The 14,208-nt window shown below is 47.5% G+C and carries 19 protein-coding genes; 12 read left to right on the top strand and 7 right to left on the bottom strand.

Annotated features, from left to right (window positions below; all coding sequences use genetic code 11):
- Nucleotides 1-90: 90 nt before the first annotated feature.
- On the bottom strand, nucleotides 91-267 hold the full coding sequence (locus L5462_RS07275) for a hypothetical protein (protein WP_237780117.1): 177 nt from the start codon (nucleotides 265-267) through the stop codon (nucleotides 91-93).
- A gap of 123 nt (nucleotides 268-390) precedes the next feature.
- On the opposite strand from L5462_RS07275, the gene L5462_RS07270 reads away from it, so the two are divergent.
- Entirely contained in the window at nucleotides 391-1,407 is a 1,017-nt protein-coding gene (locus tag L5462_RS07270) for a pseudomurein-binding repeat-containing protein (protein ID WP_237780116.1), read from the top strand.
- Nucleotides 1,408-1,458: 51 nt separating this feature from the next.
- Here L5462_RS07270 and L5462_RS07265 read toward each other — a convergent pair whose 3' ends face one another.
- Nucleotides 1,459-2,202, bottom strand: coding sequence for a SagB/ThcOx family dehydrogenase (locus tag L5462_RS07265; RefSeq protein WP_237780115.1), 744 nt, complete (start codon nucleotides 2,200-2,202; stop codon nucleotides 1,459-1,461).
- Nucleotides 2,203-2,215: 13 nt separating this feature from the next.
- Nucleotides 2,216-2,770 carry a heme-binding protein gene (locus tag L5462_RS07260; protein ID WP_237780114.1) on the bottom strand — a complete coding sequence of 185 codons (555 nt, stop codon included), beginning with the start codon at nucleotides 2,768-2,770 and terminating at the stop codon, nucleotides 2,216-2,218.
- 52 nt (nucleotides 2,771-2,822) lie between these two features.
- Here L5462_RS07260 and L5462_RS07255 point away from each other — a divergent pair, with 52 nt between their 5' ends.
- From L5462_RS07255 to L5462_RS07240, 4 genes are read left to right on the top strand one after another with little or no spacing between them, the layout of a single operon-like run.
- Nucleotides 2,823-2,975 (top strand): hypothetical protein, encoded by a 153-nt coding sequence (locus tag L5462_RS07255; protein ID WP_237780113.1) that lies wholly within the window; start codon nucleotides 2,823-2,825, stop codon nucleotides 2,973-2,975.
- Nucleotides 2,976-2,977: 2 nt separating this feature from the next.
- A complete protein-coding gene (locus tag L5462_RS07250; RefSeq protein ID WP_237780112.1) occupies nucleotides 2,978-3,130 on the top strand; it encodes a TIGR04165 family Cys-rich peptide in 153 nt (50 codons plus the stop codon).
- Between the two features lie 8 nt (nucleotides 3,131-3,138).
- Nucleotides 3,139-4,266, top strand: coding sequence for a TIGR04083 family peptide-modifying radical SAM enzyme (locus tag L5462_RS07245; RefSeq protein WP_237780111.1), 1,128 nt, complete (start codon nucleotides 3,139-3,141; stop codon nucleotides 4,264-4,266).
- Nucleotides 4,267-4,280: 14 nt separating this feature from the next.
- The gene (locus L5462_RS07240) at nucleotides 4,281-4,757 is read left to right on the top strand and encodes a hypothetical protein (RefSeq protein WP_237780110.1); all 477 of its coding nucleotides are present in this window, start codon (nucleotides 4,281-4,283) and stop codon (nucleotides 4,755-4,757) included.
- A 132-nt stretch (nucleotides 4,758-4,889) separates the two neighbouring features.
- Here L5462_RS07240 and L5462_RS07235 read toward each other — a convergent pair whose 3' ends face one another.
- Together L5462_RS07235 and L5462_RS07230 are read right to left on the bottom strand one after the other, a co-directional pair.
- Nucleotides 4,890-5,456, bottom strand: coding sequence for a zinc dependent phospholipase C family protein (locus tag L5462_RS07235; RefSeq protein WP_237780109.1), 567 nt, complete (start codon nucleotides 5,454-5,456; stop codon nucleotides 4,890-4,892).
- Nucleotides 5,457-5,609: 153 nt separating this feature from the next.
- Complete coding sequence (locus tag L5462_RS07230) at nucleotides 5,610-5,990, bottom strand: hypothetical protein (RefSeq protein ID WP_237780108.1); 381 nt, start codon at nucleotides 5,988-5,990, stop codon at nucleotides 5,610-5,612.
- A 161-nt stretch (nucleotides 5,991-6,151) separates the two neighbouring features.
- Here L5462_RS07230 and L5462_RS07225 point away from each other — a divergent pair, with 161 nt between their 5' ends.
- Complete coding sequence (locus L5462_RS07225) at nucleotides 6,152-6,373, top strand: hypothetical protein (protein ID WP_237780107.1); 222 nt, start codon at nucleotides 6,152-6,154, stop codon at nucleotides 6,371-6,373.
- A 124-nt stretch (nucleotides 6,374-6,497) separates the two neighbouring features.
- On the opposite strand, the gene L5462_RS07220 is transcribed toward L5462_RS07225, so the two are convergent.
- Nucleotides 6,498-7,046, bottom strand: a complete 549-nt coding sequence (locus tag L5462_RS07220) for an ArsR family transcriptional regulator (RefSeq protein ID WP_237780106.1) — start codon at nucleotides 7,044-7,046, stop codon at nucleotides 6,498-6,500.
- A gap of 149 nt (nucleotides 7,047-7,195) precedes the next feature.
- Between L5462_RS07220 and L5462_RS07215 the strand changes: the two genes are divergently transcribed.
- The 6 genes from L5462_RS07215 to L5462_RS07190 all read left to right on the top strand — a co-directional run bounded on the left by L5462_RS07215 (nucleotide 7,196) and on the right by L5462_RS07190 (nucleotide 13,430).
- Entirely contained in the window at nucleotides 7,196-7,864 is a 669-nt protein-coding gene (locus L5462_RS07215) for a tributyrin esterase (protein WP_237780105.1), read from the top strand.
- 9 nt (nucleotides 7,865-7,873) lie between these two features.
- On the top strand, nucleotides 7,874-9,733 hold the full coding sequence (locus L5462_RS07210) for a glutamate synthase-related protein (RefSeq protein ID WP_237780104.1): 1,860 nt from the start codon (nucleotides 7,874-7,876) through the stop codon (nucleotides 9,731-9,733).
- Between the two features lie 132 nt (nucleotides 9,734-9,865).
- Nucleotides 9,866-11,239, top strand: a complete 1,374-nt coding sequence (locus L5462_RS07205; protein ID WP_237780103.1) for an MFS transporter — start codon at nucleotides 9,866-9,868, stop codon at nucleotides 11,237-11,239.
- A 409-nt stretch (nucleotides 11,240-11,648) separates the two neighbouring features.
- Nucleotides 11,649-12,503, top strand: coding sequence for a C39 family peptidase (locus L5462_RS07200; RefSeq protein ID WP_237780102.1), 855 nt, complete (start codon nucleotides 11,649-11,651; stop codon nucleotides 12,501-12,503).
- Between the two features lie 5 nt (nucleotides 12,504-12,508).
- Entirely contained in the window at nucleotides 12,509-12,988 is a 480-nt protein-coding gene (locus L5462_RS07195) for a hypothetical protein (protein WP_237780101.1), read from the top strand.
- A gap of 115 nt (nucleotides 12,989-13,103) precedes the next feature.
- A complete protein-coding gene (locus tag L5462_RS07190) occupies nucleotides 13,104-13,430 on the top strand; it encodes a hypothetical protein (protein WP_237780100.1) in 327 nt (108 codons plus the stop codon).
- Nucleotides 13,431-13,466: 36 nt separating this feature from the next.
- Here the strand turns inward: L5462_RS07190 and aqpM are convergent, their stop codons facing one another.
- The gene (gene aqpM, locus L5462_RS07185) at nucleotides 13,467-14,207 is read right to left on the bottom strand and encodes an aquaporin AqpM (protein ID WP_237780099.1); all 741 of its coding nucleotides are present in this window, start codon (nucleotides 14,205-14,207) and stop codon (nucleotides 13,467-13,469) included.
- Nucleotide 14,208 lies beyond the last annotated feature (1 nt).

Below are 14,208 nucleotides of genomic sequence, written 5' to 3'. Positions count from 1 at the left end.
ACCAGCAATAGTACGGGAAAACGTGAAACAGTGCATGATATGGACTCTGATTTCCCTTTTTCAGATATATAAATAAAAGTTTGATAGGTTTTATTCTGAAACCTTTTCCTTTTTCAGGATGCTGTTAAGTGATCTCAGGAGGGCAAGATCATTCTTGGAATCTATACTTGCAGTCTTATTTTTACCTCCACAGTACGGGCATGTCTCTTTTCCATCAATCCACTGCTCACCACAGATCAAACACTTCTGTTTTATCTCAGGAACCAAATTATCACCATTAAAGGATTATAATAGAAAATTCGGGGCTTAATATGTAGAACCTCATCTTATATAAATCTTCCTGAAAAATTACTTAAAGGGCCGCTAAGAGAGGTTTATAAAGGTGATAGTTTGCAATTGAAGGGAGTTATACTGTTCATGACAGCCCTTGTCCTTTTTTCAGTGAATCTCAGTGGCGCAGCTGCAGTTGATATATTCCTCACATCAGACTGCATAACAGGCAACTGCTCCTCTGACATTGAAAACCTCAACCTCATCAAGAGCTGCATTGAAAACGAAAGTGAACACAATGTTACAGTGGACCCCAAAGCCCCGAAACCAGGTGAGGGTTGCCGTGCCATAAGCTGCACTCCTCAGGGCGGAGTCGCGATTTACCTTGCAGCCTCCTGCCCCGGGGCAATGAGGGAAGTCGCTAAACTTGCAGCAACCACATCCAAGGGCGTGATATTTGTAAATACAGGGCGGCTCAACCTCAAAAATACCTACATGCTGAGAAGAGCATGGGATGACAACTTCTCCACCAGGTACTTTGCAGGTATCAAATACCCTTACAGGTTCCTCACCTCCGCAGGTGTAAGAATCATACAGCCAAACATTGACTGTCCCGGTGCCTCATGGGAGGAGAAGTGCCGCTTCATTGCATCGGAGATCATGCGAATCCTGAATGAAACTCCAGGGATTGTTCAGAAGAATGGGAGATTCTACAACAGCAAACTCATAGCATACCACCGCATTGACCCTGCGGTGATGGCTGGTGTGGCTGATGGAATACACACTGACCTGAAAAACGGCAGGAAACTCAAAAGAACCTACAATGGTTACAGACCAGAAACATTCCTTCTCATGGTAACAGACTACATGAACGGACCCATAAGGTACATAAAGGTAAGGGGACCCTCAAATCCTGGCGTCAAGAGCACATTCCATGGTTACCTCTCAAGGACCGAATACCGGAAACTTGCAGCCGATGTCAACAGGTACATGAGAAGGTATCTTAGGGCACCAAACTATATAATGTTCGAAAATGGAATAATAGGCTACAGGGACCTCCTCAGAATGTACTCAGGGATTACAAGAACCCACACATCCAGTAAAAAAATGCAGCTACCCTCATCCGTGAAAATTTAAATTTTTTATGTGGCTCCTCATGGTGAAGGTAAAACCACACTTCAATTTTTCTTAAACCTTTCCAACGGGTGCCATGTAAATGGCGAATTCATCCACACCATCAACCCCCAGCACCTCATCAAGGTACTCCTGGTCATAGGCTGCAACCGCACATGTACCGGCACCTATGGCCTCGCAGGCAAGGTAGAGGTTCTGGCAGACATGTCCCGCGTCAATGAGGATCACCCTGTGGGCCGCAAGACCATACCTCCACTCCATCCTGTATGGTATCGTGGTCCAGATGAATGTCACAGCGGATTCTCCGGTGAATCGCTGGTCGAAGGATGCCTCCACTATCCTCTGGGAGAGGTTATCGTCAAGGTACTCCACCAGCAAGCGGTGCACCGATGGTATGTACCTGTAGAGGCCCACCTCAAGGCCCTCCACATTGAAGACTGCGAGGTACGTTTCAAAGGTGTGTCTGCATCCGGCTGATGGGACGGTGCGGAAGGCACTGTGACCTGCAATCATCCTTATCCCCTGCGTGGCCCAGAGAAGAAATGAAAGTTCCTCAAGTTTGAGTGGCCTGTCAGTGTAACTCCTGCGGCTCTTACGGTTTCTTATGCAGCTTACAATATTCACATCCACCATTTCGGCCCAGTCAAGTACCGGGAGGTCCACCATTTCAGCATCCTCTGACCACGGCTTCTCGAATGGTGGTGCAGCCACCCCCATGCTCTGGGGTGTTTTTGAAAAATCAATCCTTTTCCTTATACTGTCCTTCAGGAAGTAACGGTTCCTTTCAATCTCATTCATCAGATCCCCCCATTCATATCTTCACAAGGATCTCATTCCTCCGCAGGAAACCGGGAACTGCGGGATGGTTGTACTGGGCAATTATAAAGCTGGACCCGGGTTTTATGGAATTTTTTCTGAGCCATTCCCTGAATTCAGCAATTTTCTCCTCAACCATTCTCTCATTGACCCTTCCTGAAAATTTATAGACGGCAAACCTCTGATTTTTCTCAACCCTGAACCTTATACGTTTGTCAATGGGCTCTGGAAGTGTTTCAAGGGTGTATGAGGATGGCATTGTAAATGATATCCTGTAGACTCCCCCCTCATCGACCCTCTCCTCTGTCACCGGTGCCGCCATTGGTATTTTCTCTCCCAGCCTGACTCCCGTTACAGGGGATGTCATTGGGATCTCCTCCCTGCGCCGGTTATTACCGAAAATGTAGTCTGCAAGGATGGAAAATCCCCTCAGCATCGCATCCCTGAAGTTTCCCTCAACATCCACCTGCGCGAGAATGTAACCCGGATAGCGCCTTATCTCAAAGTCACCGTCCCCCAGTTCAACCTCATAATCTGGACTCTCAGTCAAAAAAACGACCCCCTTACAACCTTATATATCAGACCATATATATCTAGGTTACATGATGTGGATAGTCAATGCGTACTGTGACCTCTGCAGGGCGAAGAGGACCCTTGAAGTTGAAGGTAGAACACCACCCTACCAACTTGGAGATCGAATAGAGGAGTGTCCCTGTGGCGGTAAATATGTGGTGGAAGAGATAATAGAGGTCTGAACATGAAGATGGAGGAGTTTCTGAAGGAGTGCCCTGTGTGCGGCTGCCGGGACAAGGTTGTTAAGAGAAGATTCCTGGATGAGCACAAGTCAAGGACGTCCATGAAGGAAATCGTCTGTGAAAAATGTGGCCATGTCTTTGAAACCGCTGATTAGGTGATTGAATGGCGTTCCATGTTATGATCATCCCATCAATGAACTGTCCCTCGGACTGCAGCTACTGCTGGGGTGTTGACCGGGACTCCAAGGTAATGGACACTGAAACAGTGAGGGAAATGGTTTCATGGCTGAGGGATTTCAGAAAAGAACCCGCCACATTCACATTCCATGGAGGAGAACCTCTCCTTGCAGGCTACGAATTTTACAGGACAACTCTGGAGCTGATATCCGCTGAACTTGATTTTCTAAAGCCCGCGTTTGCCATCCAGACAAACCTGTGGCTCATGACCAACGAACTGGCTGAGCTCTTTGCAGAGTACAGCATACCCATCGGCTCAAGCCTTGATGGTCCAAGGGAGATAAATGATCACCAGAGGGGTGATGGTTACTTCGATAAAACCATGAAGGGTTATGAGATAGCCAGGAGGCACGGTCTGAAGGTGAGCTTCATAAGCACATTCACATCCCACTCCATAAGGAGAAAGGAGGATATATTCGAGTTCTTCCTTGAGAATAAAATGAATATGAAGCTCCACCCGGCCCTCCCATCCCTCAAGAGCCCTGACCCCGAGGAGTGGGCCATAACCGCAGAGGAGTACGGGGATCTTCTCCTCTACCTCCTTGAGAGGTACCTTGAGCACTTTGGTGAAATCGAAATACAGAACATTGACCACTTTGCAAAGAGCGCGTTCCTCCGCAGGGGTGTTGTGTGCACACACGCGGACTGTGTGGGGAATACATTTGCAGTTGATCCCTACGGGGATATATACCCCTGTTATCGCTTCGTGGGTATGAAGGATTACATAATGGGTAACGTATCTGATAGGCCCAGCATGGAGGAACTCAATGAGAGTGATGCCCTCAGATCCCTCTATGAGTGGAGAAAAATGGTTGATGATGAATGCGGTGACTGTGAATTCTACAGATACTGCCTCGGTGGATGCCCATACAATGCCATAACAGTTGAGAATGGAGTGAGGAGGATAGACGGTGTCGACCATCAGTGCCAGGCCTACAGGATGATCTTCGCTGAAATCAACAGGAGGGCCAACAGGGAGTTTCTTGAATCTGGAATCCTCGGAGGGCAGAAGAAGAAATCAAGACCCGGCGTGCTGGATATAATGATGAAATAAAGAGTTAAAAACCCATGAGACACTCATTAAAGACCGGCTTCAGCTTCGGTCTTACATCTGCCATAATAACCACCCTTGGCCTTATGGTGGGACTCCATTCAGGCACCCATTCAAGGCTTGCGGTGATTGGAGGTGTGCTCACAATAGCAATAGCCGACGCCTTCTCTGATGCCATGGGCATACACATCGCCGAGGAGTCTGAAAACCGGCACAGCGAAGTTGAGGTGTGGGAGTCCACCATTGCAACGCTCATGAGCAAATTCGTCTTTGCCATCACGTTCCTCTTACCTGTTCTTTTACTGGACCTGACGGTTGCGATCGCAGTGTCAGTCATCTGGGGCCTTCTACTTCTTGGTATTCTGAGTGTGCATATTGCAAGGTCACAGAATGCGCCCCTCTGGAGGGTGCTTGGTGAGCATCTCATGGTGGCAATCATGATTATAGTGATAACACACTACACAGGTGACTGGATAGCCTCAACATTTGGCTAAAACCAGTATTACAGCCTTATTCTTTCGAAACAATGATATTGAACTCCCAGCCCAACATCTGGCTAAAACCAGTATTACAGAGTCCCAATGAGACCATATACCGCTAAAATCTCAAAATTTGACAAGAAACTATTATGACCCTATTGACCCCATGATCTCCCTATAGGATACACTGCATGCCAGGTCAAGTGCCCCTGATATGCATGAGTCGTCACCATCAGAAACCCAGGAACTCCAGAGTTTCATTGCCTCCCCTTCAGGGTCATGGGGGACAGGAACCATTACAGGTTCAAGCATCATTGCACGTATCTCATAGACCGTGTGGAGGTACCTGCTGGATCCAGGGGATTTGTGTGGACCGCAGATTCCATCAGAGATGTAGTGGCTTGCAACACCATAGCAGTAACTGGAATAAGTGTAGTTACCTGAATCATAGCTGATTTTCCCCTGATCTAACCAGAAACTGGCCTTTTCAAGGTTATATGGGTATACATGATATTCAAAATCAAAGAAAACCGTGTCAGGGTCATCTGCCCCATTCTTCATCTCATCAAGGCTCAGACGGTTTTGAACATCAGAGGGCATTGCATGATAGACCCTCTCTGCAATATCATGATGATTCTTTACAGACCATGCTGATGCCCCCTGAATCTGTAATGCCACAAGAATCAGGAGTGCGGCTATAAAAATAGACCTCATCTCAACCTCACAGTAATCAGAGAATTTTTATAAATAAATTATATTCTCCCCATATAAACCTTTTGTGAGAGAAGCCGTTTAATAATAAAAATTCAAGTATAAAATTAACATACTGTAAAATTCCATGAGAAATAACAGAAAAAATAAAAAGATTTACAGTAAACGTTTGAGTTTCATTGTACCGTTACAGGCGTAAACCTCTGCGGGTATTGAAAATGTCTCGACACATGTTTTCACAGAATCCGCGATGGCGTAGGGTGCAACTATCCAGAACCTGATGCCATCTGTATATGCAAATCTTCTCCATTTTCTTATATCACCATTATCAGTGCTTATCTCAACTATAATCTCATCGGAACCATTAAGGGCATGGACATCAGGAAGAAAACCCTTCAGCATACGTGGTCTGAGTTTCCTTTTACCGTTATTCACCTTTAAATCGTATCCCTGATCTTTGAGGTGTTCAACAACTGTTTTTAACATTATGGAATAGTTTTCATCGTTTTTACTGTAATTTAAAGGTCTTTTAATCATTTCAGGTCCCTTAAATCTTCTTTATTATGCTGGCAGAAAATTTCATTTTCTGTACATTGTATATAGTATTGTCCAATGTAGTATAAATACTTATATCATATGGGAATTGCACTGCAAAAATTATATATTATGGTGGGATATACTAAATATTGGTGATTATGATGAGCGTTCTTGATGATGAAACTCTGAAGATGAGGTACATTGAGCTTGTGAGGAAGGGTATACTGGAGAGTGATGAGTGTGCATCATATGCCAGCAAGGATGAGTTGAAGCCCTGTATGAAGGAGAAGGTTGCCGAATTTGATGATTTCTTTGTGCCTGGAACTGTGCTCATAAGTGAGAGGGCATCCTACAGGCTCAGGGTTGGATACCCAATGGAATAAACATTTTCACTGTATTATTGATAAACGCAACCTTCAAACCAATCCTTTTTTTTGTAAAACCGCACCAGTGATACGCAAGCCTCAAACCAATCCTTTTTTTGTAAAACCGTGTCCTAACCTCCTTTTAGATTATAACAAGTTTACCCGCATCGGTAATTGAGTACCTCTCAAACATCTGGGACTGTTCCACAAGCCCCATATCCATCAGACCGGAGAGGTGCTTGTAGACCATAGCCCTTGAAATGCCAACCTTCCTTGCAATTAAAACCGCATTGAGACTTTCCTCCTCAAGGGCCTCGAGTATCCTGAGCCTGGTATCAGATATGTCAAGTTTCAGTGGGGGTAAACGCACCGCAGAATCCCCAAAACATGTGTAGATACCTGCCACTCCCTCACGGTGGGCCAAAAATGATAGTAGACCTCCAAGGTCACTTCCATCAAATGCAACATAGACCTCCCCATGCTTTTTAGCGCCCCTTATAACCTCTGCTATCTTTCTGGCAGCCTCGATCGGGTTTCGCCCCTCAACCCGAATAATGCCCCCCTTTATGAACTTTTCAAGACATGAGTCATTGAAGTCCTCTGCCTGTACTGATATAAGCCCATCTATCTGGGCCTTCACAGCCACATCAAAGAGGCACCTTCCCCTCAGGTTACTCACAAGTGTCTTCATACCATCACCATTTACGAATCTCAATATAGTAGATAATAGTCTCATCATAATATATAATTGTATACATCTGATTTCCAGAAATGGGAATCCTTAAATTATCACATGTGGAAAATGTTCACCAAAGAAGACTAAATAACAGGGGATGTTAGATGACTGTTCAGGAGATGAAAATCGCAGGTGATGGTCTCTCAACAAGGGACATCAACAGGAAGATAAAGGAAGGGCTGAGGGAGAACATAAAGAAATTCAGCATAGAGAGCAACGCTGAACTGGACTCCATTGTTGTGGGTATAAGGGAGGATGCAGAGTTCATCCTCAGTGGACGGTTCGGTGACTTCGTTGGAGCCCTCAACCACGGACCAAAGATAGAGATTCATGGAAAAACCGGGAGATACGTCGGCAACAACATGACTGCGGGGGAAATAATCGTCCATGGCGATGCAGACGATGGTGTGGGTTTTGGAACCTACAACGGGACAATAGTCGTCCATGGAGACGCAGGTGATGGAATCGGGCAGCTCAACAAGGGCGGTGTAATCATAATCGATGGAGACATAGGTGACCTTGCAGGTCTCTACATGCTGAGCGGAGACCTCATAATAACGGGTGACACAGGTAAGGATATAGGTGACTGGATAATCGGCGGCAACATATACGTTGGTGGAGAATTCGAAACCGGAACCAATGCAAAGGTCATGGAACCTGAAAGGAACGACCTGGACAAGCTATCATCACTCTTCAGCAGATACTCAATAGACGCCTCTCCAGAGGAATTCAAAAAAATACAGCGCAAGGAGATACGTCCATTCTACGGTTAGGTGGTTTAAATGGTGCAGATACTCTTAACAGAACCTGAAAAATGTGACGGGTGCAACAAGTGTGTGGAGGCCTGTGAGGAGGTCCTTGGAAGAAGTGCCATATTCCTCAACAAGATGGACACGGGATACCATGCAATTGTATGCCAGCAGTGTGTTGACCCATCATGTGCAAGGGGATGCTTCAGGGATGCCATCCAGAGGGAAAACGGTGCGGTGAAAATCAGCCAGGAGTCATGTGTGGGCTGCAAACTCTGCATGCTCATGTGCCCCATAGGTGCCATAACCTACACAGAGGATGGAATGGTTAAGTGCGACCAGCAGTGCATGGAAGCCCCTGGGGATACACCTGCATGTGTGGCTGCCTGTGAACAGGGCTGCCTGGAGGCCCTTGACGTTATGGAGTACGTGAACGACATTCAGAGGGGCTTTGAAATCAAAAAACCCAGCGCATCATCCATAACACCCTCATCACCATCATCAGACCTTGCAGCAGCAACACAGGGACTCTGCGTATTCTGCGGTACCTGTGAAATAGTCTGTCCCACAGACGCAATAGAGATCGTCGAGGACCATGCCGAGATAGATAAGACCAAGTGTATCATGTGCGGTTCATGCCTCGCAGCATGCCCGGTTCTTCTGCCAACCGGTGCAGGAAGCATATGGGACCCAAGGACAATCGCGGATATCCGGTACACATCCAAGGCAGGTAAATATGTCCTCAGGGGATTCGGTACAGAAAGGAGGCTCCCAAACTTTGACGATATAATAATACTCCCTGCCCAGGCATCAATTCCCCCTGTTGACAAGTACAGGGAGCCCTGCAACACCAGCGTGGTGCTGGGTGACAGATTCGCAGAGGAACCACTGGTCCTCCAGACCCCTGTACTCATCGCGGGTATGTCCTTCGGTGCCCTCAGCAAGGAGAGCAAACTGGCCATGGCCAAGGGCACATCCCTCGTGGGATCCTGCGCCAACACAGGTGAGGGTGGAATGCTCCCCGAGGAGAGGGAACTTGCAGATAACCTCATGGTACAGTACTCCAGCGGCCGCTTCGGTGTATCCTCAGACTACCTCAACGTGGCAGATGCAATCGAGGTCAAGATAGGTCAGGGCGCAAAGCCAGGAATGGGGGGGCACCTCCTGGCAGAGAAGGTGAGCCCTGAGGTTGCAAAGATCCGTGGAATACCCGAAGGAACAGATGCCCTCAGCCCTGCCCGTTTCCTTGACGCCACAAGGGAGGGTGACCTTGCAAAGCACATAGAACTCCTCAGGGAGGTCACCGACTGGAGGGTACCGATTGTTGTCAAACTTGGACCTGGAAGGGTCTACGAGGACGTCCAGATCGCCGCCGAGGCCGGTGCAGATGTGATCTCAGTTGATGGAATGGAGGGTGGAACAGGTGCTGCACCTGAGGTTGTGATAGAGCATACAGGTGTTCCGACACTTGCTGCCCTTGTGCAGGCGGTTAACGGCCTCAATGATATCGGGCTCAAGGATGAGGTTGACCTCATCATAACAGGTGGTATCAGGAGCGGTGCCGACGTAGCCAAGGCAATGGCAATGGGTGCAGATGCAGTCTACATCGGTACCGGTGCAATGATCGCCATGGGATGCCGTGCCTGCCGCATGTGCTACACCGGTAAGTGTCCTGTTGGTGTGGCAACACAGGACCCTGTCCTCAGGGAGAGGATGGACGTGGACCTTGCAGCCAGAAGGGTTGCCAATTACATAAAGTCCATGACCGAGGAGGCCAAGATGCTGGCACAGCTTGCAGGCCACGACGACATAAGGAAATTCAGCCCTGATGACCTGCGTGCACTGGACACCAATACAGCGGAGATCACTGGACTTAAACTCATAAACCAGTGAGATTCGCTGAAACTTTTTCTTTTTCAAAATCCTATACACTTTTTCGCAAATCCCTAAACCACGAAATTCTAAACCTTCTTTTCCCCCTTGAAATTGATAAAAGATTTATCAGTTGAACACTGAATATTTCATATGGACACAAAAAGCAGGAACATAATACTGGTGCTTCTCTTTGCCGGAGTCTTCATGGGGGCGCTCGATATAGGTATAATCGGCCCGGCGCTTCCTGCAATCGAGAAATCATTCCATGTGGACCCCCGCCTTGCATCCTGGATGTTTGCATCATACATACTCTTCTTCATGGTGGGAACACCTGTCATGGCAAAGCTCTCAGACAGGTACGGTCGGAGAAACATTTACATCCTTGACATAACCCTCTTTGCAGCGGGATCCGCCATAACAGCACTATCACCATCATATCCCCTTCTCATCCTCGGAAGATCCCTTCAGGGATTCGGTGCCGGGGGTATCTTCCCTGTTGCAAGTGCATTCATAGGGGACACGTTCCCCCCTGAGAGCCGCGGCAGGGCGCTCGGTATCATCGGATCGGTGTTCGGTTTCTCATCAATAGCAGGTCCCGTGCTTGCAGGCTTCATACTCCCCTACGGGTGGGAGTGGCTGTTCCTCATCAACATCCCGGTGGCAGCCATCATTGTTATAGCAGGGTTCTTCATACTCCCCGTCACGGTTAAGGATGATGAGGGTGGTTTTGATGTCCTGGGGACCATCATACTCGCCATACTTGTCACATCACTGGCCATTGGCATCAACCAGCTTGACACGGCAGATATCCCCGGGAGTATCACAAGGCCAATCGTGTCACTTCCCCTTTTAATCGCCATAGCACTTCTACCCATCCTCTGGCGCGTTGAAAACAGTGCCGGGGACCCCATAATACAGGTTGACCTCCTGAGGGAAAGGGAGGTCAGGATTGCAACTGCGATATCCGCAGGTAATGGCCTGTCACAGTCGGCCATCGTCTTCATACCAAGTTACGCCCTTCTGGCCCTTTCACTATCAGAATCCATGGCCAGTTTCAGTTTACTTCCATTTGTTATGACAATGACCCTTGGGGCACCTGTTATCGGTTTCCTGCTTGACAGGGTGGGGTCAAGGACCGTGATGGTCTCAGGTAGCCTCATACTTATAACAGGGTGCCTGATGATGGCCCTTCTATCATCCACCCTGGGACTCTTCATACTGGCAGAGGTTCTCATGGGCCTTGGCCTCATAACAGTTATAGGGGCCCCCCTGAGGTACATAATGCTTTCTGAGGCTCCCCCTGAACACAGGGCCTCCGGGCAGGCCCTCCTGAATATACTTTCAAGTGCCGGGCAACTGGTGGGGGGCGCCATGATTGGGGGTGTTGTGGCATCCATTGGAGGAACCGGTGGTTACAGGTATTCTTTCCTCCTCCTTGTGTTTGTCGCCGTAACGATCTTCCTCCTATCAACCCGCCTCAAGAGAAGGGAAGAACAGATTGCTACCATGAAAAGGAACCTTTAGTTATAGAAATCATGTCTCCAGGATAATAATTCGGTTAATTACCATGACCTGAATCTCCAGGGGACATACACCTTATTTTCTGATTTCAGTAAAATCCCTGGCTGAACACCATGAACTAGAATAAATTGATACGCTCAGCAATCGGCCTTTTACATGGAGAAAAAGAGCCAATAACATCAAATCCAGAAAAAAAGACACTGAAAATATCAATATAACAGTCCAGTACTTCAAGGGGCAGCATGGTCACGGGGGGATTCTCTGAGAGGTTTAATATCCATATTGCTGATTATCACAGAGTCCAGGTGAGTGATGCTGAAGGATCCTTCATGTGTTAATACATTAAAAGTGAATCGTAATATATATGAGTTTTTCTTATAGGTTTATTATCAGTTTATGGTGGTGATGATGGATGAGAAAGTCGTTTCTTTGGGGTTTGCTGATTCTCTTCACATTCGCAGTATCCTTTAACGCTGCTGCGGCCGCAGAAACCCCACAGGATAACAACAACCCCACCGATCCCATGGAACTATCCACAGCAGATAACCCTGAAGGGAACTTCACGGATCCAGCAGAGTTCACCATAGACGATAACATCACAGCCGACACCACAGGAGTGGTTATGCAGACCAGGAACTACACCTGCGGGCCGGCAGCACTCGCCACACTACTCCAGAACCTCAGAATAAACACAACCGAAGACGAACTCGCAGACCTCGCCGAGACCACAGAAGACGGAACAACAATGGAGGGACTCATCAAAGCAGCAAAGGCAAAAGGCGTGAATGCAGTCGCAAAGAGGGTTTCTGTAGAAAACCTGAAACCTGGGATGATAGTCTACATGGACGGTCATTACAGTGTCATAAGAGATGTGGATAATGAGACAGTTTCACTGGCAGACCCCAGCCTCGGGAAGATATCAAGACCGCTTGAAGAATTTAAAGAGGAATACAGTGGTGTAGCACTACTCATAACTGGAAACAGCACATCAGCGGACGGAACAGGGGATAACATCTCAGAAAACACCACAGAAGAACCATCGCCAGAAAAAATTGAAAACATAAAAGGAAGATATCACACAAGCTACACGGAATACAGGAAAGTATACGTGCGTGTAGAATATCGGTGGGTCTGTGGGTGGCACAAAGAGGTTGTAGGAGGTATACATACAATATTTGGAACTTTTCCACTTTACAGAGAAGTATGGGGCTGGTACAGAGTCTATGATCCGCACTATGAACTAAGAGTCATAGCCATTAAGAGGTGAAAAGTATGGATAGAAGGCATTTTCTGATTCTTGGTCTTCTTGCTGGCTTTTTTGTGGGTTACGGGGTGAGTGAGCTTCTTATAACAGGTATTCCCCTTCCATCCAGTGGGGATAATCTCGCTAAACCCTTAACAGGCGCTGAAGCCGTGAAATATAAGGAGGAGTGCCGTGCAATTGACCTTTCCACTTCAAGGGAGAATCCATACGCCCTCAACGGTCAGAAGGTCTGGGTTGAGGGAACAGTGTATAAAAAGGGGGAATCATACGGTGTCAAACCGCAGGAAACCTTCATTGCCCTCAAGATCAACACTACACCAGACTACATACTCCTAAGCTACGCCGGAACAACCCCAATAAAAAAGGGAGACCATATAAAAGCATATGGTGAATACTTCTACCCTGCAGAGGACACAACCACGCCTGAACTCAAAGATAAAGAACTCCCCATGATAAAAGTCGTCTACATTGAGAAAATAAACAGCTGATAACATCAAGCACATGGAACACAAAAACACTCCAAAATTCCTAGTTAATACAACAGAAACCAATTATTTTTTAAAAGAGGAGAAAAGCTATGAAATATAATGTTTATAAACTCTAGTGGCGGTTTTTGCCATAACTGCAGCTATAGTTCTATCAGGTGGCTGCAGGGTGACCACATTCTTCTATGCTGTCTCAGGGGACCCTATTGATTCAGCGGCCTGTATTCTCATTTCAGATATCATGGCTATACTGTCCATGACCGGTTTGAAGGGGGTTATCAGAGACGCTGGTGGATGCTATGATCATGGCTTTACCGTGACACTGCTGATCAGCGCACTTTTCACACCGGGATTCAACCTCATAGGTTTGACAAATGCCATCCTCACAGAAACACCCATCAAAGAAAATGTCGTGGGGACCATATGCGTCGCGCTTACAGGATGAGTCTATGATATTTATCTCCTAAAAAATAAAGGTGAGTTATTCCGATGTGAGATACTGGTAGGTGAGTGCTGCAAGAACCGCCCCCACAATGGGGCCTATGACATAGATGGGGTAGTAGTTCCAGAGGTTAGTGCCTGCGAAGATCATGTCATTGAGGTAGGGACCGAAGGTACGTGCCGGGTTCAGTGAGCTTCCACTTATGTTACCCAGTGTTGTGATTATACCGGCAACCGTGAGCCCTATAACTATCCCTGCAAATCCCTTAGGGGCCCTCCTATCAACGGCAACACCCATTGCGGTGATCATGAGGAGGAATGTACCAACTATCTCTGCAAGCATTGCCTGCCAGTAGCTGATCCCAGGGAATGGTGCTGTTGCCCCCAGCCCGCCAACGGTGGCCGCTCCTATACCGGCACACTGGAGGAATATGAAGCTCCCGAATGCAGCTCCAAGGAGCTGTGCGATGATGTAGGGTACGACTTCACGTCCAGGGAACTTCTTAACAGACCACAACCCTATGGTAACTGCCGGGTTTATGTGGCAGCCCGAGATGTTTCCCAGGGCATATATGCTGGCAGCTATTGCAAAACCAAAGGCGAGGCCTATCGCAACCCAGTCCCCGAGGCCCCCAAGGAGCCCTATTCCAATATTGAATGGGTTGGGGGATGTGCCACCCGATGCTATCATGAGTGTTACTGCGGCTGACCCGGCACCAAAGAACACCAGGAAGAAGGTTCCTATAAACTCAGCTATGCACCTTTTTGTAAGGGATACCATG

The organism is Methanothermobacter sp. K4 (assembly GCF_022014235.1).
GTDB lineage: Archaea > Methanobacteriota > Methanobacteria > Methanobacteriales > Methanothermobacteraceae > Methanothermobacter.
Note: the sequence above shows the minus strand (reverse complement) of the source record. Positions and strands in the feature narration are given on the sequence as shown.